Genomic DNA, 22,623 nt, shown 5'->3' with positions numbered 1-22,623 from the left:
TTTGTGTCGTTGGCCTGTGCCTGTGGCGGCACGGGCCGGTTATTTCTTCTTGTCTTTCTCTCTTATCTCCACTCGGCGTATCTTGCCGCTGATGGTCTTGGGCAGCTCGTCGACGAACTCGATGACGCGCGGATACTTGTATGGGGCCGTCTCGTGCTTGACGTGGTTCTGCAGCTCTTTGACCAGCTCGTCGCCCGCCTTGTCGCGCCATGCCTTGCTCAGCACGACGGTGGCCTTGACCACCATGCCCCTTATCTCGTCGGGAACGCCCGTTATTGCGCACTCAAGCACGGCCGGATGGGTCATCAGTGCGCTTTCAACCTCGAACGGGCCGATGCGGTATCCGCTGCTCTTGATCACGTCGTCGATGCGCCCCACAAACCAGTAGTAGCCGTCTTCGTCGCGCCAAGCCTCGTCGCCTGTGTGGTAGACACCGTCGTGCCAAACGCGCCGGGTCAGCTCTTCGTCGCGGTAGTATTCCTTGAACAGCCCTATGGGCTTGCCCTTGTCGGTGCGTATCACTATCTCGCCTTTCTCGCCGTCTTCGCATGGTGTGCCGTCGGGCTTCACCAGGTCGATGTCATACTGCGGGTTGGGCAGGCCCATCGAGCCGGGCTTCGGCGTTGTCCAGGGCATGGTGCCCAGTGTCATGGTGGTCTCCGTCTGGCCGAAACCCTCCATGAGCCGTATGCCCGTAAGCTTCTCGAACTTGTCGAATACGGCCGGGTTGAGCGCTTCGCCTGCCGTGCAGCAGTAGCGCAACGACGACAGGTCGTACTTCGAGAAGTCTTCGTGTATCATGAACCTGTAGACCGTTGGAGGGGCGCAGAACGACGTGATGCGGTGCTTCTCTATCTGTCGCAGTATCTTGTCGGCGGTGAACTTCTCGTGGTCGAACACGAATACTGCCGCGCCGGCGAACCACTGTCCGTAGAGCTTTCCCCACACGGCCTTGCCCCATCCGGTGTCGGCCACGGTCAGGTGTATGCTGTCTTCTGCCAGGTTGTGCCAGAAAACGCCGGTTGTGAGGTGCCCCAGGGCGTAGAGAAAGTCGTGGGCCACCATCTTGGGCTCGCCGCTCGTGCCGCTGGTGAAGTACATCAGCATGGTGTCGTCGTTGGTGTTCACGTGTGCCGGGCGCACGAAAGCCGGTGCCACGGCCCACTCGCTGTGCCAGTCGTGGAAGCCTTCGGGCACCTTCGGCCCAACGCTCACGAGCACCTGTACCGAGGGGCTTTCGGGCATGGCCTGGCTTACCTGCTCGAGCACGTAGTCTTCGCCCACGCACACGATGGCCTTTATGCCGGCGCGGGTGTTGCGGTATACGATGTCGTGCTTGGTAAGCATGTGCGTGGCGGGTATGGCCACGGCCCCTATCTTGTGCAGGGCCAGCATGGAGAGCCAGAACTCATAGCGGCGCTTTAGTATTAGCATCACCATGTCGCCGTGCCCTATGCCGAGCTGCTGGAAGTAGGCTGCCGTGCGGTCGGTCTCTTCCTTGAGGTCGCCGAAGGTCGACTTGCGGCAGTCGCCCTCGTCGTTTGTCCATATCAGTGCCACCTTGTCGGGGCGTTCTTCGGCCCATGCGTCCATCACGTCGTATGCGAAATTGAAGTTGTCGGGCACGATGAACTCCAGGTTTTTCTTGTAGTCATCCTGAGAAACGAATGAAGTCTGCTTTAGAAATCTTTCTATCATCTCTTCTTCTTTGCTTGTTGCTTGGTGTATTTGTCTGTCCGTCGGCCGGGTCGGCCGTTTGGCCTGCGCCCGGCTGCGTAGCGTTTAGTTTGTTGTGGAGAGTGTGGCTGCGTCAGGCCGTGCCCGTCATATCACCACGACGAGAAACCTGACGGGCTTGCCGTCGAGCGCCCTCATGCAGTGGGGCTGTGTGGCATCGAAGTAGATGCTGTCGCCCTCGCCGAGCTCCATCACCTTGTCGCCGATGGTAATCTCCATCCGTCCCTCCACAATATAGTTGAACTCCTGTCCGTCGTGAGAGTTCTTGCTGTACTTGCGGTCGCCCGGCAGCGGGTCGACCTGGGTGAGAAACGGGTCTACCTTGCGCCCGCGGAACCCGCTGGCCAGGCTCTGGTACTTGTACTCCTTGCGCCTTTCGACGCTCAGCCCCTGGCCTTTGCGTGTCAGGAAGTAGGCGCTCATGCGCGGTTCTTCGCCAAACAGCAGCACGTCGAGCGATATGCCGTAGCGCTTGGCTATGCGCGAGAGGCGGTAAACCGACGGGTCGGCCTCGCCGGCTTCTATCTTCAGGTAGTGGTCGAGGGTGATGCCACACAGTTCGGCCACCTCTTCTGCCGGTATGTCGAGCACCTCGCGGAGTCCTTTAAGGCGTTGCCCGATTTGTTTGATTGCTTCGTCCATGTAGATTTTGTTTTAATTCGTGCAAAAATAACAATAATATCCGACATATTGAAACGTTCGTTCCATTTTATGGTTCGTTGTATTAATTATCTGAAAATCATTGCACACGCCGTCTTTTTGTGTGCAAGACTTGGCCCGCCATTGTTGAAAATATCATAAAAAACGGCCGGCGCGGTTAAACAGGCCGCCGGCCGGCGAGTCTAAAAAGCATACAGGAAAACGCGGCCCGGGGCGCATGCTGCGTGATGGTACCGGCGGTGCAGGGCGTTCGGCTGGCGTGGCCTGGCAGTGCATTACAGTAATGGTATAACTTAACTAAAGGTAAAGGAGACTACAGTCATGAAGAAAATTCTGATAGCGCTGGCCATGGTGTGCATGGCAGCGATGCCGTCTGTCGCGCAAGGCAACGGCAACAAGGACGCGAAGCCGACAAAGGAGCAGGTGGCCCAGCGCAGGGCCGAGGCAGTGGCCGACAGGCTTATGCTGGGCGACGGGGCCCGTGCCGAGTTCGTGCCCCTATACCAGAAGTATTTGGGCGAGCTCGCCGAGGCCCGCAAGTCGGGCCGCACAGGCACAGCCAAGGGTTCAGCCCAGACCGACAAGGAGATACTTGAGGGCATAGAGCGTGAGCTTGACGCACAGCAAAAGGTGATTGACGTGAAGAAAAGCTACTACAAGAAGTTCAAGGGCATGCTCAATGCGCGACAGCTGAAGCAGCTTTTCAACGAGAGGCGCGCTGCCCCCGGCTTGCGCATGCCGTTCGGCCAGCCGCACAACGCCCGGCTTGCCGGCCAGGGCGCCAAGCGCGGTTGAGCGCCGTCTGCGGCCCCGCCTGCCCGTGGGCTGCGGATGGCCGAAGGTCAATCTTTGCGGCGGGCCGTGGCTGTGGATGCCAGTATGGCCGCCGGAGGCACGAATAGTTACGCCATGTAGCTGCGCTGTCTTCCGCCCGCCTTTGCCGCGGTGGCTGCCACGGCTGTTTGCCCTCCGTTGGCAAACGGGCCGTTCGGTTCGCCAATACAGGCCGTTCGGGCTTGCAAAACAGTAGGTTTTGCATGGTCATATGGGCCGTTTTGCTGCCCGGGGCGCAAGGCGCTGATTGCCAGATGGTTGGCCTTGCTGTGCGGGTTGGCTTGTGCCGCGGTCGGATGCCGTCGGTGACAACGGCCGACGGCGCCGCATGTGGTGGCGGCCAGACGGCACATGGATATATGGCAATCCCTCCGGCCGGAATGCATTCCGGCCGGAGGGATTGCCTTTCTGCCTGGCATGTTGCTGCCGTGCCATGCCGCATAGGCAGCCTTATTGCAAGCCGGCCTTCAGCCCACGTATGACTGCGCTTGAGAATCCGGCGTGCTCCATCTCGTTGAGCCCGCGTATGGTGACGCCGCCGGGGGTGGTCACCGTGTCGATGGCCGCCTCGGGGTGGTCGCCCGACGCCTGCAGCAGTTCGACGGCCCCGCGCACCGTCTGCAGTACAATGTCGCGTGCGGCCTGGGCCTTGAAGCCCAGTTCGACGCCACCCTCGGTGGCGGCGCGCACGTAGCGCATGGCATAGGCTATGCCGCACGATGCCAGTGTGGTGGCTGCGGGCAGCAGCCGCTCTTCGGTTATCAGCGTGCGGCCCACGCTGTCGAGCACGGCGCATACGCTCTCGGTTTGTTGGCGGGTGGCCTTTACCGGCACGACAAACGTCATTGAGCACAGCTCGGCCACGGCGATGTTGGGCATGGCCAGCATCAGGGCCGGCGTGCGCCCCCCGCTGTCGGCCAGCCATCGGGCCATGTCGGCCGAGCCCACCCCGGCCGCTATCACCACCACGGTTTGTGCCGAAATGTCGAGCGAGCCTTTTATTTCGGCGAGCACGCCCTCTACCACCCATGGCTTGACTACCACAAACACCACGTCGGCCCCTGTGGCAGCCGCCACGTTGTCTGTGGTGGTATGCGCTCCAAGGTCGGCAAAGGGCCTTAGCGCGGCCTCCGTGCGGTTGGCCACGGTGATGTTTCCTGCCTGCCACCTGCCGCTTTTCAGCAGGCCTTTGGCCAGCGAGCCGCCCATGGCCCCGGCCCCTATGATTGCTATTTTCATTTCGATGTATTTGTTTTTTCTCTTGTTACTCGTTTTGTGCCATGCCGGACTTGCCGCGGTGCGGCCCGCCGGCGAATGCCGTCATTGTGCGTCGAGGCATTTTTTGAGCCTTGCCACAAACTCGTCGGCCATTGCCTTGGTAAAGCACAGCGGCGGCAACAGGCGCAGGGTGTTGGTGCCCGAGCATCCCGTGAACACATGCTCTTCGTAGACGAGCCTGTTGCGCACGTCTTTGTATGGCATGTCGAGCTCGATGCCAACCATCAGGCCGCGGCCGCGCACGTCGGTGATGTGGCTGCACGAGGCCTGCAGGGCCTTGAGCTGCCCCATCAGGTAGCTGCCCGTTTCGCGTGCGTTGTCGACCAGCCGCTCTTCCTCCATCACGTCGAGCACGGCCAGGGCGGCCGTGCAGGCCAGGTGGTTGCCCCCGAAGGTGGTGCCGAGCTGCCCGTAGACAGGCTTGAACTCGGGCGATATGAGCACGGCGCCCATGGGGAACCCGTTGCCGATGCCCTTGGCCACTGTGATGAGGTCGGGGCGTATGCCGAGCCACTGGTGGGCAAAGAAGCGCCCGCTGCGCCCGTAGCCGCATTGTATCTCGTCGCATATCAGCACCGCGCCGTGGCGCTTGCATGCCTCGGCCAGGCCCTGTGCAAACTCGGGCGTGGCCAGGCGAATGCCGCCAACGCCCTGTATGCACTCTATGATGCAGGCGCACACGTCGCCCTTGGCCAGCTCGGCCTCCCACGCCGCAAGGTCGTTGAGCGGCAGGTAGGTGGTGTGGCCGCAGTCGTTGATGGGCGCTATTATCTTGGGGTTGTTGGTCACCTCGACCGCCAGCGATGTGCGCCCGTGGAACGCTTTCTCGGCCGAGAGCACCCTTGTGCGCCCGTTTGTGAACGAGGCCAGCTTCAGGGCGTTCTCGTTTGCCTCAGCCCCGCTGTTGATGAGAAACAGCTGGTAGTCGTCATACCCGCAGGCGCGGCCCAGCCGTTCGGCCAGCTCGGCCTGCAGCCTGTTTATTACCGAGTTGCTGTAGAAGCCCAGCATGTCGAGCTGGCGCCCCACCATCTCGATGTAATGCGGGTGGCAGTGGCCGATGCTTATCACGGCATGGCCGCCATACAGGTCGAGGTATTCCTGCCCGTTGTCATCCCACACGGTGCAGCCCCGGCCCTTGACAATGTTTATGTCGAATAACGGATAAACGTCGAATAGTTTCATTTTGCTTCAGATTACTTTGAAAACGATGTATATCACCCCGCCTATCAATGCCCCGATGATGAACGAGTTGGCGAAGGTGTCGGTGTTGAACTTTGCCATGGCCGCTCTCCCCGTCAGAAGGCCGAGGCCTTTAGCCTCAGGCCCTCGGCCTCGTCGAGCCCGAACATGATGTTCATGTTCTGCACGGCTTGGCCCACGGCGCCTTTCAGCAGGTTGTCTATCGTTGAGGTCACAAGCAGCTTGTCGCCATGCTTGTCGCAGTGTACGAGGCACTTGTTTGTGTTCACAACCTGCTTCATGTCTATGGCCCTGTCGGTGTAGTGGGTGAACGGCTCGCCCTCGAAAAACTCTTTGTAGGCAGCCGTTATCTCGTCGGCGGGTGCATCGGTGCGCACCACGGCTGTGGCAAAGATGCCTCGCGTGAAGTTGCCCCTGTAGGGGATGAAGTCGATGCCTGCCGCCGGCGAGCCCTGCACCTGGCCCAGGCTCTGCCTTATCTCGGGCACGTGCTGGTGGCTGAAGGCCTTGTATATGCTCAGGTTGTCGGCCCGCCACGAGAAATGGGTGGTGGCGCCGGGCTTCTGGCCGGCCCCGGTGGAGCCCGTGATGGCGTTCACGGCCACGTCGTCGTGCAGCAGTCCCATCTTGGCGGCGGGCAGCAGCCCCAGCTGTATGCACGTGGCAAAGCATCCGGGGTTGGCCACGTGCCTTGCAGCGGCAATGCGGTCACGGTTGATTTCGGGCAGCCCGTAGACAAAGTCGTTGCCCGGGGCGGCCAGCCTGAAGTCTTGCGCCAGGTCGATTACCCTGAGGTGGGCCGGCAGCGGGTGTTCGTTGATGAACGCGGCGCTCTTTCCGTGGCCGAAGCAAAAGAACACCACGTCGACAGAGTCGAATGGCATGTCGGCCGTGAAGGCCATGTCGGTGTCGCCGACGAGCCCCTCGTGCACGTCGGCCACGGCGTTGCCGGCGTTGCTCTCGCTGTTGGCAAACACTATCTCGGCCCCGGGGTGCCCCATGAGCAGGCGTATCAGTTCGCCGCCGGTGTATCCGGCCGCCCCGAGGATTCCTATTCTCACTTTTTCCATCGTCAATTCTTGCTTGGTATTATCCAGTAAAGTATCGGGTAAAGAATGATGCCGCTGAAGGCTGTGAACGCGGTGAGCAGGGCGTAGGCTATGCGCACGAGCGTAGGGTCGAGGCCGAAGTATTCGGCCAGGCCGCCGCATACACCGCCGAGCATCCTGTCGTCAGAGAGCGTGAGCCGCTTTCCGCTGTACATGGCTCAGCGCTTTTCGTCGTTGTGTATGCCGTAGTACACCCTGAGCGGGGTGCTCAGCACCTTGATGAACCCCTTTGCCTCGTCGGCCGTCCAGCCGTGCTGCATCTCGCCATACTCGCCGAGCTTCGACTTGGTGAGGTCGTCGGCCGAGTCGACACCCACCGTCTCGAAGCCCATGGGCCTGAGCTTGAGTATGGCCGTGCCGTTGACATTGCGCTGCGACGAGGTGAGCATGGCCTCTATGTCGGGCATCACGGGCTCGAGATACTGGCTCTCGTGCAGGAACATGCCGTACCAGTTGGCCACCTGGTCTTTCCAATACTGCTGCCATTTGCTCAGCGTCGACTTCTCCAGCAGGCGGTGGGCCTCGATGATGAGCTTGGGGGCGGCGGCCTCAAAGCCCACGCGGCCCTTGATGCCGATGATGGTGTCGCCCACGTTGCAGTCGCGCCCTATGGCGTAGGCAGAGCCAATCTCCTCGATTTTCTGTATGGCGGCAACCTTGTCGGCGAACGCCTCGCCGTTGACGGCCACTATCTCTCCCTTCTCGAATGTTATCTTCAGCAACTCCTCGCCGTCTTTGGCGACATGCTTCAGGTATGCTTCCTCGGGCAGGCCCTGCGTCGGGTCGAGCAGCTCGCCGCCGCAGATGCTCGTTCCCCAGATGCCAACGTTGTACGAGTATTTCAGCTTCGCGAAGTCGGCGGTGAACCCGTTGGCATTGAGGAAGTCAACCTCTTCCTTCCTGCTGAGCGCCTTGTCGCGCGTGAGCGTGATTATCTCTACCCCCGGGGCCATCACGAGGAAGGTCATGTCGAAGCGTATCTGGTCGTTGCCGGCCCCCGTCGAGCCGTGGGCAATGGCGTCGGCGCCTATCTCGTTGGCATAGCGTGCTATGGCCATGGCCTGGAATATGCGCTCCGAGCTCACCGAGATGGGGTAGCAGTTGTTGCGCAGCACGTTGCCGAATATCATGTACTTGAGCGATTTCTCGTAGTACTCGTGCGTTACGTCGAGCGTTACGTATTGCTTGGCGCCCAGCTTGTATGCGTTCTCTTCGTTTTTCTGGAGCTGCGCGGGGCTGAACCCGCCAGTGTTGGCGCATGCGGCGTAAACGTCGTAACCGTCTTTTGCCAGTTTCATTACTGTGTACGAGGTGTCCAGCCCTCCGGAGAAGGCCACCACAACTTTCTTGTTTGCCATGTCGTTGTCGTTTTTTTACGGTTGTTGTTTCTTTGTTTGTTTTAGTCTGCCCTGTGCTGCCGGGCGGCTGTGGCGTAGTGGCCTGGCGTGCGGATGCGGGCGCGCCGCGCCGTGGGCGGGGATGTGTGGTGGCCCGGTGTGGCGCCTCCGACGCCACGGGCCGCCATGGGCGTCGGCCTCACCCCTTGGCTGCCGCAATGTCGATGGGGGGCTTTTCGCCCGGGTGGTCGGCCGGGTCGTAGAGCATGCCGGTGCAGATGCAGTAACGGCGGCCGGTGCGCTTGAGCACGTCGACATTGACGCAGCCTTCGCATCCGCGCCAGAACGCCTCGTCGTCGGTGAGCTCGGCGAATGTCACGGGCAGGTAGCCCAGGTGGGTGTTCATCTTCATCACGGCCGAACCGCTGGTCAGGCTGAATATCTTGGCATTGGGCCAGCGGGTGCGGGCCAGTGAGAACGTCAGGTCCTTGATGCGCTTTGCCACGCCGCGGTTGCGGTATTCGGGCGCCACGATGAGGCCGGATGTGGTGACGTACTGCTTGTTGCCCCATGTCTCGATGTAGCTGAAACCGGCGAAGGCGCCTCCGCAGAGTGCTATCACGGCCTTGCCCTCCTTCATCTTTGTGGCAATGTACTCATGGGTGCGCCTGGCTATGCCTGTGCCGCGCACCTTGGCTGCGGCTGCCATCGTGTCGAGTATTGTGTCTACGTAGCGTTCATGGCTTGCATCGGCCACCATTACCTTAATCTCTTCCATGTCTGTCAGTGTAACTGATGTTTCGTTTTATTGTCGTTTTTCTGTAGTCTCGTTCTATGCTGCTGCCGTCGCGGCGCGGCGGTTTCGGCGGCGAGTGCTGTTGACGGCTGGCGCCCGGGCGTCAGTAGTCGGCCTTCGCCATCTCCGGCACCACGGCTGCCAGGGCGCTGACAACGTCTTTCTGCTGGGTGCCTTCGGCCACGACGATGAATATTGTGTCGTCGCCGGCAATGGTGCCAAGTATGCAGCTTATGTGACTGGCGTCGATGTTGTATGCAATGCTGCTGGCATAACCCGGCCGTGTCTTTATTACGCCCATGTTGCCGGAGAAGTGTATCGACAGGAATCCGGGCACCTGCATCATTTCTTTCACCTGTGCCGGGGTGCTGACGCGCTTGTACATTGTCACGTTGGGCAGCACATAGATGTAGTTGCCTCGCATGGTGGCAGCCTTGGCCACCTTGAGTTGTTTGAGGTCTCGGCTGAGGGTGGCTTGCGTAACCACGTATCCTTCCTTTCGCAGTGCAGCAAGCAACTCTTCCTGATTGCCCATCTCTTGGCTTGAGATAATCAGTCTCAGCGTTTCAAGTCTGTCTTTCTTTGATTTCATGCGTGTGTATGTTTATGCGAGTTCGGCTGCAAAGATATACATATTTATGCGAACTACCAAAGAAAATGTGCATAAATTTCCAGCTTGCCCTGATTTTTTGATGTGGTTGTGTTAAACTGGTTGCTGTTCCGTGCGGTGTGGCTCGCGTGGCGGGGTGTCGGCTTTGCCTTGCCGGAATGTTGCGCCCTGTGCCTTGATCTGTTGCGGCATGTTGCGCCATGCGTGCCGTCGGTGGCGTTGGCGGGTGATTTCGCTTATGCCGCCATGGCCTTTGCCGGGGTGAATGGGGTGGCTGCCGGAGCTGTGGTGAGGGCCTTGCCGCGGGCTGCCGGCTGTGGTCTCGGGGGCGCTGTCTGCGGCCACTGCGTGCCGGTCAAGGCCATTCCAAAAGAAAGGCGGCACCCGGTGTAGTGCCGGATGCCGCCTTGTTGTTTGGCTTAAGCCTGTTGTTTACTTGATGACAACCTTCTTGCCGCCGATGATGTAGAGGCCCTTGGCCAGGCCGTCGAGCGACTCGCCTGCCTTGCGAACCATCACGCCATTGATGGTGTAGACGTTGTTGTTGTCTGTGTCAACGTTTGTGTTCACTTCGTTGATGCCAACGCTGATCAAGTCGGCATTGCCAACCTCGATGAGATAGATGTGGCAACCGCTGGTAGAAGTAACGAGCACATCAACAGGATCGGTGCCGAGGGTCTCGGGAACAATCCACTCGTAAGATGTCTTCTCCACAGGTATGCCTTCGCCAATCTCTGTTCCGTCGACGCTCAAGCGCACTCCGCGGGCATTGTCGCCGGTGTTCTTGTGCGACTCTATTTCCATCAGGATCTTCTGTCCGGGCTGTACTGCAGGTATGGTGAACTGCAGGTCTGTGCCGTTGAGCCAGAGGTATGAACCGCCGGCGTAGGTTCCGATGCTTGTCTGCGGGTAGTCGATGGCCAGGGCAACGGTGTTGTTCAGCTTGGTTACATTGTTGAAGAGCAGGCCTGCGGTCTCGGCAATGGTCTCGCCGTTGGCCTTCAGCTCTGTGGGCTCATTGATGTAGCTGCCATACCAGTAGATGGTGTACGGGTCTTTCAGGCCGTCTGCCTCTGTCCATTCGGCACCGTCTTTCTCGTAGCGGCGCCATCCGGTCTCTGTGCCTTCGGATGCCGGGCCGTCGATGTAGTTCTTGGCTTCAGCCTCGAGGTTCTCCTTCGTGGTCTCGCTCCATGTGGTGAAGTCCCACTTGCGGTACTCCTGCGGCTCTGCCTTGGCCACTGTCAGCTTGACGCCGTGTACTGCCACGTCGCCGCCACTGCCGTCGGTGTTGACGCCGGTGAAGTCGATCATGTACTTCTTCGACTTGTCGAGCTCTACCGTTGCCACAGCCGTGGTGTTCGGGGCGCTCTCAGCCGTTGCTGTGACAGCCTCGCCACCGTCGGCCGGTGTGGCTGTGATCACGAGCGAGCGTGACTCGCCGCTGCTTGTCGTAACACCGTATCCGGTCACTGCGTCTACGCCGGTCACGTAGATAACAAGCGTCTTCTCGCTGTTGCCACTCTTCACTCCGACGCCGGGGAATGCCGTAGCGCTCTCGAGGGTCTCGCCTGTTGCCGGGTCGATGTTGCCCTTCTTGTTGTCTACGCGTGCGGCAGCTCCGATGAGCCAGCCCTCTTGCTGTGCAGCTGCAACGTTTTCTTCAGTGGGCAGGAACACCTCGGTCTCGGTCACTTCCTTGTAAACCGTCTCGGGCTCGGCGCTTGCGATGGCGGTTGGCCAGAACTCATAAGTGTCGGTGTTTACGTCGTGGAAGACTATTCCGCTGATTGTTGTAGGCTCTGTCGGCAATACCATTGCGCCGTCGGCATACTCCATCTTCTGGAACTTGTCGACCAAAGTGATTGTCTCCTCGCCCTGTGCTATGGTATAGGTGGTGGTAGCCTCGTCGTAGGTGATGGTGACGTCGGCATACTGTATGAGCCTGAGTGAGTTCTCGGCTGCCTTCGACTCGGCAACGCCCATGACAGTGGCAACCGGCTCGGCGGCCTCTGTGGTAATCTGCGACGTAGCTGTCTTGTCGTTGGCGCCCAGGCTGATGTCGCCGTCGTTGTTAGAGAGCGTTGCGATGAGCGAGCCGTTGAGCGAGATGCCGTTGCCGGTGAATGTCTCGGCCAGGGCCTCGGCCACGCTGGCGTTGATTGCCACTGCGCCTGTAGCGTCCTCAATGATGATGGTGCGCTCGCCCTCTGCATACGGGTCTATGCCGGGCTCTTCGTCGCCGCCGGGCTCCTCGGTGCTTGCCTCGACGGTCTCGTCAACCGTAACCACGGCGCCCTCGAGCTTCAGCTCAACGTCGATGCCGGTTGGCATGTCCTTCAGTGCTGCAATGTTGGCAGCCACCTCCGGCTGTACGTTGGCTGCGTCAACGATGTCGTCGGCGCTTACGGGGTAAACCTCCTGGGCTGCTCCGTCAGAGCCGCCTATGGCAAGGATGCTGCCTATGTTGGCAGGCCATGAGTAGTCGGCCGGCAGCACTCCGAATGCGTCGTCAATCCAAACGGATGTGCCTCCGAACGAAAGCCAGTTGCCCTCTACAGACATTGAGCCGACAAGCTTGATGAGCCGGTTGGTGTATTGCATGCCGTTGAGGCCCTGCACAGTGGCCAGGGTCGGTGTGACGGTGGTCTGCTCTGCTGTGAATTCCGAGCTTGCGGTCTGGCCGTTGGCGCTGAGCTGGGGTATGCTGCCGCGTGCGTAGGTAGCGTAGAGGTTGCCGGTGAGGGCGGTGTTGGCTGTCAGTTCGAGTCCGATGTTGCTGAGCTTGATGGCTCCGGTCTCGTCTTCGATGAATGCGATGTCATCCTTTACGAATGTCACCTTTGCCCCGTTGAGCGCGAGGTTGATGTTTTCGCCGCTCTCAATTGTAGAAAGGGCGCCGATGTTTGCCACCTCGGTGGCAGGCTCAACATAGTCGCCAACGGTGAAGCCGGTAAATGTCGACTGGAAGACGCTGAACGTGAAGGTCACTGTCTCGGCGTCGCCTGTCCATGTCTTTGTCGTGCCGTCGAGTGTGCCTACGTCGGCCTTGACGATGCCCCATGTGCCTGTGCAGTCGAGAACAATCTTGTTGATGTGCTTGCCGTCGACGCCCTTGAACGTGAGCGTGCCGTTGGTGATGTCGAGATACCAGTTGCTGTTGTACGTGCGGAACTCGCCGTCGCCGTCAACGGTCACTGTGAACTCGCCGCCGTCGAGCACCGTGCCGTCGGCAATGCTGCCGGCCGTGATGCCTTCAATGTCGGCCAATACCAACTTGCCGGTGGCGTATGACGGCTCTTCGGGCTCGCCGCCGCCGTTGGCTTCGCTTATTGTCACGCTGAAGATGTTGTTGTAGCGGTCAAGCTTGACACCGAGATTGCCGTCGGCAATGATGTCGAATGTGTATTTTGTCCTGCTCACCTCGTTGCCGCTCGGGGTGGCATCTTCGGTGCCAGCGAGTGTTGCCACCTCAGGAGTCTCAAGGTTCAGGTTGCCGGCTGTGCCTGCAACGATTTCCACTCTCTGGCCGGTGGTAACACCCAGGATGCCCATCGTGCGGGCTCCGCCATTGTGGTTGCGCAGTCCGAAGCCTCCGGTGTCATAGCCGAACCAATTGTTTGCACCCTGCCATGCAAGCCCTTCGTACTCTCCTGTGCCCAGGTTGCAGTCAATCTTGTTGATTGTCACCACTTCGTCAGAGTAGGTCACACCCTCTTTGTTTTCGAGTGTGGAGAAATCCCACGACTTGACAACAGTGTATTCCTGTCCTTTTGCTGTGTTGACAGAGAACAGAGCGATGACTGCCAATAATAAGGAATAAACTTTCTTCATTATGTTATTTCGTCTGTTTTAGTAGCGCCTTGCGGTCCGTTTGCGCCTTTACTTGTTTTTGGTCTTTCTGTCCGATGCCGCGGGCCGTTCAATTCGTCCAGTCTCAGTGGTACGAACGGCAACGGGGATAGTCATTCTCCTTTTGCTGCTTGTTATTGGTCTTTTTTGTCGTTTTAGTTGTATAAAATGTACATTACGTGTTATCTTCCGGCCTCTAAGTTACTTATTATTTTATAAAATGAACGTCATAGTGTTATATATTTAATGTTTTTTAAACATATAAGAGTATTGATTTTGTCGTATTTATGGACAAAATACAGGACAAAGGTCATCGTTTTGCATTTCGTTGCATCATGGTTTGCCTGTGGTTTGAGGCCAGTGTTTAGGGCGTAGAGCACAAAAATGTTGGCGAAACGTTTGGTGTTTACGGGAAATAGTGATAACTTTGCACGCGGTTGGGCGAAAGCCCGGCTTCGACGGTTGCCGCAATGGTGGAATTGGTAGACACGAGGGACTTAAAATCCCTTGGCCAGAAATGGCTGTGCGGGTTCGAGTCCCGCTCGCGGCACGAAGCCCCGGCTGTGGTTTGGGGCATCGGTTTTATGGAAATGGGCTGCATCACTTAGCGTGGTGCAGCCCATTTCTGTTGCCCGCTTGTTGGCCGCGTGCCATGTGCGGCGTCGGTTTTGCGTCGTAGGGGCCATGCTCCAAGGCTCATGGCCACGGCTTCTTGTGGGTTAGAGTCATTTTTTCAGTTTTGAGAGAATCCAGTCGAGCTGCGCCCTGTCGGTGGCAGCCGACGTCCAGTGCTCGTTGATTGGCGTTACAAGGCATTCCTTGGGGCACGCCAGCGTGTTCCATACGGCATACGAAGTGGTGGGCGGGCAGGTGTTGTCGTTGTATCCCCACGTCATGAATGTGGTGGCTTTCACGTGGCGGGCAAAGTTGGCCACGTCGTAGTAAGCCATCGTCTCCAGCTTTTCGGGGGTAAGCATCCCGTCTTTTTCTGTGAAGTGCGGGTAGCCGCCCGTGAGCCCGGCGGCGGCCGCCGCCATGTCGCTCAGCGCCGGGTGGTTGGCCACGCACAGCGTCACCCGCGTGTCGAGGGCGGCTGCTATGATGGCCAGCGCCCCTCCCTGGCTGCCTCCCTGCGTGATTACGTTGCGTCCGTCCCACTCTGGCAGCGACGTAAGCAGGTCTATGCACCTGACGAGCCCGGTGTAGACGTGGCGCATGTAGTAGTTGTCGCGGTTGTCGAGCCCTTGGTACAGGTATCCCTTCACGCGGCCGTCGAAGGCGGCCCTGATGTCGTCGAAGGTGGTCTCGGGCAGTCTTGGGTCGAGTCCGTGTATCTCGGTCACGAGGCGTATGACGCCGTTTTCGGGGTAGTACATGCCTTCGGCCACCCTCTTGATGCGCTTGACGCCCGCTCCCGGCGGTGTGAGCACCACGGGGCATGAGCCCGGCTTGGCCCCGCGTGGCACGAGCAGGTAGGCGTAGAGCGAGTGGCCCTCGCGGTCTGTCTGTAGTTTTATGAGCCATGCCTCCACCCGGTCGGTGGTGTATTCGGGCGCCGGTTCGCGCGTGTATTTCAGGGGGAAGGCTGCCGCCCGGCTCAGGTTCGACTGCCAGAATTCCGTGAAGTCGGCCGGTTCGGCGGTGTAAGGCCTTATTTTGTCGGGGCTGAACCCCACTTTCACGTGGTGGGTGTATTTCTTTCCGTCGACGTTGGCCGTCAGCCTCAGGTCGCGGAATCCCGGTTTCCGGCTCGTGCCCATGTTGATGGTGGCCTTGCCCCGCTTCATGGTGGCCTTGCCGTGGGTGTCGTCGGGCAGGCAGTCGCCTCCGATGGAGTATTCTATCGTGGCGTCGCGCGGTATGCCGTATTTATAGAACTGTACGTCGATGATGGCCTCTTCGCCCACCTTGTACGTCCAGTTGTCATGGTCGGGCACGGTCACCCACAGGTAGTCGCTGTTTTCCGGGTAGTTCTTTGCTGCCCCGGCGTGGGCCAATGCCATGATGGCCAGCAGCGCGGTGATGATGGTTTTCTTCATAGTTGGTTTTAGTTTTGTTAGTGTCGTGATGGTTTGCCTGTCGTGCCGCCGCGGCGTTGTTGTAGCGCGGTGGCCCTTGTGGCGTTGCCGCGGGGGCCGTTTCGCCGTGTCGCGGAGGCCGTTTTGCCTTGCCGTTCGGGCCGTTTTGCCGGCCCGAACGGGTGGTTTGCCAATGCGCTGAGACTCAGCGGCTTGGCTTCATGCCCCGCGCTCGGCCCAGTCGCCGCGGTCAAGGTTGCGGTAGCCGATGGCTTCGGCCAGGTGCTCTGTGCGCACGTTGGCGCTCGAGTCGAGGTCGGCAATGGTGCGCGCCACCTTCAGTATGCGGTTGTAGGCCCTTGCGCTCAGGCTTAGCCGCTTCATGGCCATGCGCAGAATCTCTATGCCGTCGGAGTCGGGCTCGGCATACTGGTGTATCATCCGTTCGGTCATCTGGGCGTTGCAGTGCGTGCCGGGGTGGCTGCGGTAGCGCTCCTCCTGCATGCGGCGCGCCCTGACCACCCGTTGCCTGATGGCTTCGCTGGGCTCACCCGGTGCCGACCGTGAAATGTCGTCGAATGGCACGGGCGTTATCTCCACCTGTATGTCGATGCGGTCGAGCAGCGGGCCCGATATCTTGTTCATGTAACGCTGTATCTGTCCGGGCGAGCATACGCACTTGTGGGTGGGGTCTCCGTAGTAGCCGCAGGGGCATGGGTTCATAGAGGCCACGAACATGAACGAGCAGGGGTATTCCACTGTGTACTTGGAGCGCGATATCGTGATGCGCCTGTCTTCCAGTGGCTGCCGCAATACCTCAAGCACGCTGCGGTTGAACTCGGGCAGTTCGTCGCAGAACAGCACCCCGTTGTGGGCCAGCGATATCTCGCCCGGCTGGGGGTTGGTGCCGCCGCCCACGAGCGCCACGGGCGATATGGTGTGGTGGGGCGAGCGGAACGGTCGCTGCGATATTAGCGACGTGTCGCGGCTTAGCTTGCCCGCCACGCTGTGCACCTGTGTCGTTTCCAGGCTCTCGGCCAGCGACAGCGGCGGCAATATCGACGGCAGGCGCTTGGCCATCATCGACTTGCCGCTGCCCGGCGGGCCAATCATGATGAGGTTGTGGCCTCCGGCTGCTGCCACCTCGAGCGCGCGCTTCACGCTTTCCTGCCCGCGCACGTCGGCAAAGTCGTGCTCGAAGTGGTTTTGGTTGGCGTAGAACTCGGCCCGCGTGTCCACCACCGTGGGCTCGTATGCCCCGGAGCCGTTGAGAAAGGCTATCACGTCGGTGATGCTTTCCATGCCGTAGACGTCGAGCTTGTCGACCACTGCGGCTTCGCGCACGTTTTGCCGGGGCACAATCAGGCCCTTGAACTGTTCTGCTCGGGCTTTTATGGCTATGGGCAGGGCTCCGCGCACGGGTTGCATGCGGCCGTCGAGCCCCAGCTCGCCTATCATCATGTAGCTGCCCAGCCGGCTTGTCTCCACTTTTCCCGAGGCGGCCAGCAGGCCTATGGCCAGCGGCAGGTCGTAGCCGCTGCCTTCCTTGCGCAGGTCGGCCGGTGCCATGTTGACGGTGATGTCGGCCACGGGAAACTTGTAGCCGTTGTTTTGCAGCGCGGCCACTATGCGGTCGTGGCTCTCGCGCACGGCGTTGTCGGGCAGCCCGGTGAGGTGGAACAGCACGCCGCGCGACAGGCTCACCTCCACGGTTACGGTGGTGGCTTCGAGTCCGGTCACGGCTGCGCAGTATGTCTTTACAAGCATTGTGGTATGGGTTTTCGGTGGGATGGTGGTGGTTAGTAATGGCAGCCGGCGTTGGCTGCCGTAAGCGGCTTTGGGGTGGCTGCCCGTTGCGGCAGCCAGGCGTGGGTGTCAACGCTCGCGGCTGCCGCCGAAGTCAAGCTTGCCGAGCATCTTTTCCAGCTGTTCTCTCATCTCGCGCGTGCTGAGGTTGCGGGCCACTATGCGGCCGTCGGCGTCGGCCACGATGTTGCCCGGCACTGTTGCCAGGCCGAAGCGCGCCATCAGTGGCGTGTCCCACATGAGCCCGTCGCACACGGTGGGCCAGTTTATTGAGTCGGCCTTCAGCTCGCGCAGGCATGTGGCTTTGTCGCCGTCGAGGCACAGGCTGACCACGGCCAGGTCGTTGCCCTTGGCGGTCTTGTACCTCCTGAGCCAGCGCTGTATGTTCTGGCTGTCGTAGCTCCACGACGCCCATGCGCTGACCACGTTTACTTTTCCGTTGAGGTTTTTCAGGCTTATGGCTTTGCCGTCGGTGTCGGTGGCGGCAAACTGGGGCAGCTTGGCCCCTATGGCCGATGGCTTCAGCGTCTCCGTCTGCTTGAGCAGCAGGGCTGTGCGCCCGTTGGTCGGGTCGGCCTTGAGCATTGTCTTTAGCAGTTTGGCTGCCGCGGCGTAGTCGGGTTCGTCGGTGCGTATGTAGTAGCGGTCTACCAGGTACATGCTTACGGGCGACGCGGGGTGCTCGCCGACGAAGTCGGCCACGGCTTTTTTCACCTCGGGCGGGGCCATCCTGTTGGCCGACATGCGGAACTTGGTCATGAGCTCGTTGTCGTCGGAGCCCGACACCTCGATTTCCTTCATGTGCGAGACGTCGCCGCTGAGCTTGGCCACCTTGCCGTTGTCGCCGAACACTACAAGCTCGGAGAAGTTTGGGAATATGAGTATGAATGTTGCTTTGTCAGACAGTGGCACGTTGTATGAGAACCGTCCGTCTGCCACTTGTATCGTGTCGCGGCCCTGTGTGCCCCCGTCGGGGCTGTATACGTAGAACTCGCCGCGGTTGAGGTTGCGGAACCGCCCTTCAATGCGGAACCTGCCGTTGCCCGCCCCGCACGCCGTGAGCAATGTCACGGCTGCCATGGCAGCGATGGCATGGACTGATGGTGAAAAAAAAGAGAGGGAACGTAGCGATGGGATGTGCCTGGCCCAAGTGGCTGTCCGCCCGTTGGTGCCGGCTGTTGCCTGCTGTCCGGGCTTGCGCCTGGTGTCGGGCCCTGTTGTAAAGGCAAATCCCATTGCTCGTTCCCTCTCCTTATGTGAAGTGAAGTGTGCCGTTTTTACTTGCTGACGTTAGCCAGTTCGAGGTCGTTGGCGGCGTAGGCAGCCAGCGAGGCGTCCTTGCTCACAGCGCTGCGCAGAGCGTTGGCAGCCTCTGTGTTGTTGCCCTGGCGTGCATAGAGTATGGCCTTGAGGTAGTCGGTCATGCCGTCAGAGTTCTTTATGTTGTTGAGCGTGTTTGACGCAGCAGAGTAGTTCTTGTTCAGAATCTGGGCAAGCGCGGCGCTGTTTGAGTTGACTTTGGCGAAGTCCTGCTCTGCAAGGGCGTAGTTGCCCTGTGCCAGGTGCAGGTTGCCGAGCACTTCTGCCAGGCCGTTGGCGTTTGAAGCCTTCGATATGTAGGTCTCTGCTGTCTTGGCGTCGCCAGCCTGCAATGCCAGCAAGCCGAGGTTGGCGTTGGCCTCTCCGTTGTTTGCGTCGATGGCAAGGGCCTTCTGCAGGTAGTTCTTGGCTTCGTCGTAGTTGCCCTTTGCATACTCTATGGTGGCTACATTGTTATATGCGCGGCAGTCGTTGGGGTAAACCTCGGTCGTTGTCTTGTATATCTGCTCCTGCTCGTCGGCGTTGTCTTTGAGCGTTGCGGCATACAGAAGCTCCTCTACGCTGAGCTGCTTCGGGTCTTCCTTATACTGTGCCAGTATCTGGTCGTCGTCGCGGCCGATGACCTCATAGTTGATGGTCATGCGCGAACGGCGCAGCTGCGGCAGGATGCCGTCGGCCAGCTCGCGGAATCCGGCGCTCATGTTCTTGATCTGGCGCTCACGCTCTTCGGGGTCTTTGTACATCGAGAGGACGCGCAGGATGACATCCTTGTCCTGTATGTTCGATGCCTGCACGAGCTCCTGGAAGCCTTCCCAGTCTTGTGCGGTGTACTTGGCGTCGACGTTGGCGTCGGCCAGTTCTGCCTTCTTGAGCTGCTGGTCAACATACTTCTCGGTGTTCTTCTGGCGCTGGTTGGCAAGCTTGTCGTTCAGCTCCACACCTCCGTCAGGCGATGCATAAGCCGATATCTCTATGTTGTTCAGGTTGAGGCCTTCCTTGTCTGCGTTGATTTTCTTGAGCAACTCCACGAATTCTGTAACCGAGTTGTTCTTCAGCTCGCTCTTGCGCAGGTTGGCCTGCTGGATGAGGAACTTGATGTTGGCAACTTGCTTTGCTTCTGTCACGCGGCGGAACGAGTCGGGGGCAATGCAGGCTTGGGCGCTCTTCACAGTGCGACCCACCAGCTCTGAAGTGGCAATCACGCCGTCGGCCACCTTCACGGCAGGTATTTCCTTTTCTTTCTTGCCTATCTTGGCGTCGAAGGTGAGGTAGAGCTCGCTCTTCTGCATCTCGGGCACATACTTGAAGTTGGTCTTCATTGTGTAGTTGCCGCCTACCTGGTAGGAGATGGTCTGGTCGTTGCCTTCCACCTTCTCGCCCTGGAACGTGGCGCTTGTGCCGCGTGCCACTTGCCCGTTGCCGTAGCGCAGCTCCGGAGTAACGGTGACAACAGCCTTTTTCTTCATGTACTTCTCAGGGAAGGAGCCGTTGATTGTGGCAGGCACCTGTCCGGCGTGAGATTCCAGCGGGTTGGGAACCACCTTGAAGTCGTCGGCCGTCAGCGGGCCAAGCTTCGAACACGATGTCAGCAACAACAATGATGCGGCTGACAAGAAAACAAGATTCTTCTTTTGCATTTTATTAGATATTTACAAGGATATGCGTGCTGTTAGCCTGCAGCCTGGTTAGCTTGCAGCCTGCCTCCTTTCGTTTTACACTGCTGCAAAGATAAACATCTAATTCTGTATTAGAAGAAATTCCGACAAATTTTTATGTTTTATTAATCCTTCGCGCGCAATTATGGCATGCGGTGGCGCCGGTGGCGTGCCCTTTGTGGCGTTGGTCGGCGTTATTGTTCGGTTTGTCTGTTGCTGCCGTGCCGGGCTTTCGGCAGTGCCGCGGCGTAAAAATATCTGCTTTCCTTTCGGTTAATCGATAATTTGCATTAACTTTGCACCAAAATAAAAAGCAAACAATAGATACATCACTCGAATATGGAAGAGAAGCATTACAAGCGCACCACCGTCACGGCAGCACTGCCATACGCCAACGGGGGGGTGCATATTGGCCATTTGGCCGGTGTGTATGTGCCGGCCGACATATACGTGCGCTACCTCAGGCTCAAGGGTGAGGACGTGCGGTTCATCTGCGGAAGCGACGAGCACGGTGTGCCAATAACCATCCGCGCCAAGAAAGAGGGCATCACGCCGCAGGCTGTCGTCGACCGTTATCACGCCATGATAAAGAAGAGTTTCGAGGATTTCGGCATTTCATTCGACATCTATAGCCGCACCACGTCGGGCATTCACAGCCAGACGGCGTCGGATTTCTTCCGCAAGCTCTATGACGACGGCAAGCTCATAGAGCGCGAGAGCGAGCAATACTACGACGAGGAGGCCCACCAGTTCCTCGCCGACAGATACATCACGGGCGAGTGCCCGCACTGCCATAACCCCAAGGCCTATGGCGACCAATGCGAGAAATGCGGCAGCGACCTTGACCCGACGGAGCTCATCAACCCGCAGTCGGCCATCAGCGGCTCCAAGCCTGTGCTGCGGAAAACCAAGAACTGGTACTTGCCATTGAACGAATACCAGGACTGGCTCAAGCAATGGATACTCGAGGGGCACAAGGAGTGGCGCCCTAACGTCTACGGCCAGTGCAAGAGCTGGCTCGACCTCGACCTCCAGCCACGCGCCATGACGCGCGACCTCGACTGGGGCATACCCGTGCCCGTGGACGGGGCGGAGGGCAAGGTGCTCTATGTGTGGTTTGACGCGCCCATCGGCTACATATCAAACACAAAGGAACTGATGCCCGACGACTGGGAGAAATGGTGGAAAGACCCCGAGACCCGGCTCGTGCATTTCATCGGAAAAGACAACATTGTGTTCCATTGCATAGTGTTCCCGTCGATGCTCAAGGCCCACGGGGGCTACATACTGCCCGACAATGTGCCGGCCAACGAGTTCCTGAACCTTGAGAACGACAAGATATCCACGTCGCGCAACTGGGCCGTATGGCTTCATGACTACCTGCTGGAGATGCCGGGCAAGCAAGACGTGATGCGCTATGTGCTCACTGCCAACGCCCCCGAGACCAAGGACAACAACTTCACCTGGCGCGATTTCCAGGACAGGAACAACAACGAACTGGTGGCCGTCTATGGCAATTTCGTCAACCGTGCCCTCCAGCTTACCAAGAAATATTGGGACGGGGTGGTGCCTGCCTGCGGCGAGCTCACGCCAACCGACCATGCCGCGCTCGACGAGTTCAAGGACGTGAAGCAGAAGGTCGAGGCACTGCTCGACGTGTTCAAGTTCCGCGATGCCCAGAAGGAGGCCATGAACCTGGCCCGCATTGGCAACAGGTACATCACCGAGTGCGAGCCGTGGAAGATATGGAAGACCGACCCGAAGCGCGTCGAGACCATATTATATGTGTCGCTCCAGATTGTGGCCAACCTCGCAATAGCCTTCGAGCCGTTCCTCCCGTTCAGCAGCGCCCGCCTGCGCAAGATGATAAACATGGACGGGGCCGACTGGGGAAGCCTCGGGCGCACAGACCTGCTGGCCCCCGGCCACAAGCTCGGCGAGCCCGAGTTGCTCTTCGAGAAGATTGACGACGAGGCCATTGACTACCAGCTCAAGAAGCTCGACGACGCCAAGAAGGCCAACGAGGCCGCTGCCCACAAGGCCGACCCGGTGAAGGCTACGGTCGATTTTGCCGACTTCGAGAAGATTGACATACGTGTAGGGCACATCAAGGCCTGCGAGAAGGTGAAGAAGGCAAACAAGTTGCTCAAGTTCACAATAGACGACGGTAGCGGCACCGACCGCACCATCGTCAGCGGCATAGCCAAGTTTTACGAGCCCGAAGAGCTCGTGGGCAAAGACGTGCTGTTCATTGCCAACCTCGCGCCGCGCAAGCTCATGGGCATAGAGAGTCAGGGAATGATACTCTCGGCCGAGAATTTTGACGGCTCGCTGAGCGTGACCACCATACTGCGCAAGGTGAACCCCGGCAGCAAGGTGTGCTGACACAGCGCCCTGCAGGCTTATTG

General features: G+C 59.3%; 15 protein-coding genes, 1 tRNA gene and 1 pseudogene. 3 read left to right on the top strand and 14 right to left on the bottom strand.

The window, feature by feature from the left end:
* Positions 1-39 precede the first annotated feature (39 nt).
* Complete coding sequence (locus H6B30_RS03950) at positions 40-1,698, bottom strand: AMP-binding protein (protein WP_205108134.1); 1,659 nt, start codon at positions 1,696-1,698, stop codon at positions 40-42.
* Between the two features lie 126 nt (positions 1,699-1,824).
* Positions 1,825-2,379, bottom strand: coding sequence for a helix-turn-helix domain-containing protein (locus tag H6B30_RS03945; protein ID WP_205108133.1), 555 nt, complete (start codon positions 2,377-2,379; stop codon positions 1,825-1,827).
* Positions 2,380-2,718: 339 nt separating this feature from the next.
* On the opposite strand from H6B30_RS03945, the gene H6B30_RS03940 reads away from it, so the two are divergent.
* Complete coding sequence (locus tag H6B30_RS03940; protein WP_205108131.1) at positions 2,719-3,192, top strand: hypothetical protein; 474 nt, start codon at positions 2,719-2,721, stop codon at positions 3,190-3,192.
* A 489-nt stretch (positions 3,193-3,681) separates the two neighbouring features.
* Here H6B30_RS03940 and H6B30_RS03935 read toward each other — a convergent pair.
* The 8 genes and pseudogenes from H6B30_RS03935 to H6B30_RS03900 form a co-directional block, all read right to left on the bottom strand.
* Positions 3,682-4,482, bottom strand: a pseudogene (locus tag H6B30_RS03935) (pyrroline-5-carboxylate reductase family protein); the annotation flags it as partial.
* Between the two features lie 69 nt (positions 4,483-4,551).
* Positions 4,552-5,694 carry an aspartate aminotransferase family protein gene (locus H6B30_RS03930; protein ID WP_205108127.1) on the bottom strand — a complete coding sequence of 381 codons (1,143 nt, stop codon included), beginning with the start codon at positions 5,692-5,694 and terminating at the stop codon, positions 4,552-4,554.
* Between the two features lie 113 nt (positions 5,695-5,807).
* Positions 5,808-6,782 carry an N-acetyl-gamma-glutamyl-phosphate reductase gene (gene argC / locus H6B30_RS03925; protein WP_205108125.1) on the bottom strand — a complete coding sequence of 325 codons (975 nt, stop codon included), beginning with the start codon at positions 6,780-6,782 and terminating at the stop codon, positions 5,808-5,810.
* A 2-nt stretch (positions 6,783-6,784) separates the two neighbouring features.
* Complete coding sequence (locus tag H6B30_RS03920) at positions 6,785-6,976, bottom strand: PspC domain-containing protein (protein ID WP_205108123.1); 192 nt, start codon at positions 6,974-6,976, stop codon at positions 6,785-6,787.
* A gap of 3 nt (positions 6,977-6,979) precedes the next feature.
* Positions 6,980-8,179 (bottom strand): argininosuccinate synthase, encoded by a 1,200-nt coding sequence (locus H6B30_RS03915; RefSeq protein WP_205108121.1) that lies wholly within the window; start codon positions 8,177-8,179, stop codon positions 6,980-6,982.
* Positions 8,180-8,357: 178 nt separating this feature from the next.
* Positions 8,358-8,936, bottom strand: a complete 579-nt coding sequence (locus tag H6B30_RS03910) for a GNAT family N-acetyltransferase (RefSeq protein ID WP_205108119.1) — start codon at positions 8,934-8,936, stop codon at positions 8,358-8,360.
* 121 nt (positions 8,937-9,057) lie between these two features.
* Entirely contained in the window at positions 9,058-9,546 is a 489-nt protein-coding gene (locus tag H6B30_RS03905) for an arginine repressor (protein WP_205108117.1), read from the bottom strand.
* A 450-nt stretch (positions 9,547-9,996) separates the two neighbouring features.
* Complete coding sequence (locus H6B30_RS03900) at positions 9,997-13,398, bottom strand: hypothetical protein (RefSeq protein ID WP_205108114.1); 3,402 nt, start codon at positions 13,396-13,398, stop codon at positions 9,997-9,999.
* A gap of 482 nt (positions 13,399-13,880) precedes the next feature.
* Here H6B30_RS03900 and H6B30_RS03895 point away from each other — a divergent pair.
* Positions 13,881-13,966, top strand: a tRNA-Leu gene (locus H6B30_RS03895).
* Positions 13,967-14,141: 175 nt separating this feature from the next.
* On the opposite strand, the gene H6B30_RS03890 is transcribed toward H6B30_RS03895, so the two are convergent.
* The 4 genes from H6B30_RS03890 to H6B30_RS03875 form a co-directional block, all read right to left on the bottom strand.
* Positions 14,142-15,455 carry an acetylxylan esterase gene (locus H6B30_RS03890; protein WP_205108112.1) on the bottom strand — a complete coding sequence of 438 codons (1,314 nt, stop codon included), beginning with the start codon at positions 15,453-15,455 and terminating at the stop codon, positions 14,142-14,144.
* 198 nt (positions 15,456-15,653) lie between these two features.
* Entirely contained in the window at positions 15,654-17,201 is a 1,548-nt protein-coding gene (locus H6B30_RS03885; RefSeq protein ID WP_205108110.1) for a YifB family Mg chelatase-like AAA ATPase, read from the bottom strand.
* A gap of 108 nt (positions 17,202-17,309) precedes the next feature.
* Entirely contained in the window at positions 17,310-18,476 is a 1,167-nt protein-coding gene (locus tag H6B30_RS03880; protein ID WP_205108109.1) for a TlpA disulfide reductase family protein, read from the bottom strand.
* Positions 18,477-18,517: 41 nt separating this feature from the next.
* Positions 18,518-20,197: a tetratricopeptide repeat protein gene (locus tag H6B30_RS03875; protein ID WP_205108107.1), complete on the bottom strand. Its 1,680-nt coding sequence runs from the start codon at positions 20,195-20,197 to the stop codon at positions 18,518-18,520.
* 357 nt (positions 20,198-20,554) lie between these two features.
* Between H6B30_RS03875 and metG the strand changes: the two genes are divergently transcribed.
* Positions 20,555-22,600, top strand: a complete 2,046-nt coding sequence (gene metG, locus H6B30_RS03870) for a methionine--tRNA ligase (RefSeq protein ID WP_205108105.1) — start codon at positions 20,555-20,557, stop codon at positions 22,598-22,600.
* The last annotated feature ends 23 nt before the right edge of the window (positions 22,601-22,623 follow it).

Origin of the sequence: Marseilla massiliensis, from assembly GCF_016899955.1 — a bacterium.
Taxonomy (GTDB): domain Bacteria; phylum Bacteroidota; class Bacteroidia; order Bacteroidales; family Bacteroidaceae; genus Prevotella; species Prevotella intestinigallinarum.
Note: the sequence above shows the minus strand (reverse complement) of the source record. Positions and strands in the feature narration are given on the sequence as shown.

Coding starts and splice junctions, on each gene's coding strand:
- H6B30_RS03950 (WP_205108134.1), bottom strand. CDS start 1,698: ATGATAGAAAGATTTCTAAAGCAGACTTCATTCGTTTCTCAGGATGAC.
- H6B30_RS03945 (WP_205108133.1), bottom strand. CDS start 2,379: ATGGACGAAGCAATCAAACAAATCGGGCAACGCCTTAAAGGACTCCGC.
- H6B30_RS03940 (WP_205108131.1), top strand. CDS start 2,719: ATGAAGAAAATTCTGATAGCGCTGGCCATGGTGTGCATGGCAGCGATG.
- H6B30_RS03930 (WP_205108127.1), bottom strand. CDS start 5,694: ATGAAACTATTCGACGTTTATCCGTTATTCGACATAAACATTGTCAAG.
- argC (WP_205108125.1), bottom strand. CDS start 6,782: ATGGAAAAAGTGAGAATAGGAATCCTCGGGGCGGCCGGATACACCGGC.
- H6B30_RS03920 (WP_205108123.1), bottom strand. CDS start 6,976: ATGTACAGCGGAAAGCGGCTCACGCTCTCTGACGACAGGATGCTCGGC.
- H6B30_RS03915 (WP_205108121.1), bottom strand. CDS start 8,179: ATGGCAAACAAGAAAGTTGTGGTGGCCTTCTCCGGAGGGCTGGACACC.
- H6B30_RS03910 (WP_205108119.1), bottom strand. CDS start 8,936: ATGGAAGAGATTAAGGTAATGGTGGCCGATGCAAGCCATGAACGCTAC.
- H6B30_RS03905 (WP_205108117.1), bottom strand. CDS start 9,546: ATGAAATCAAAGAAAGACAGACTTGAAACGCTGAGACTGATTATCTCA.
- H6B30_RS03900 (WP_205108114.1), bottom strand. CDS start 13,398: ATGAAGAAAGTTTATTCCTTATTATTGGCAGTCATCGCTCTGTTCTCT.
- H6B30_RS03890 (WP_205108112.1), bottom strand. CDS start 15,455: ATGAAGAAAACCATCATCACCGCGCTGCTGGCCATCATGGCATTGGCC.
- H6B30_RS03885 (WP_205108110.1), bottom strand. CDS start 17,201: ATGCTTGTAAAGACATACTGCGCAGCCGTGACCGGACTCGAAGCCACC.
- H6B30_RS03880 (WP_205108109.1), bottom strand. CDS start 18,476: ATGGGATTTGCCTTTACAACAGGGCCCGACACCAGGCGCAAGCCCGGA.
- H6B30_RS03875 (WP_205108107.1), bottom strand. CDS start 20,197: ATGCAAAAGAAGAATCTTGTTTTCTTGTCAGCCGCATCATTGTTGTTG.
- metG (WP_205108105.1), top strand. CDS start 20,555: ATGGAAGAGAAGCATTACAAGCGCACCACCGTCACGGCAGCACTGCCA.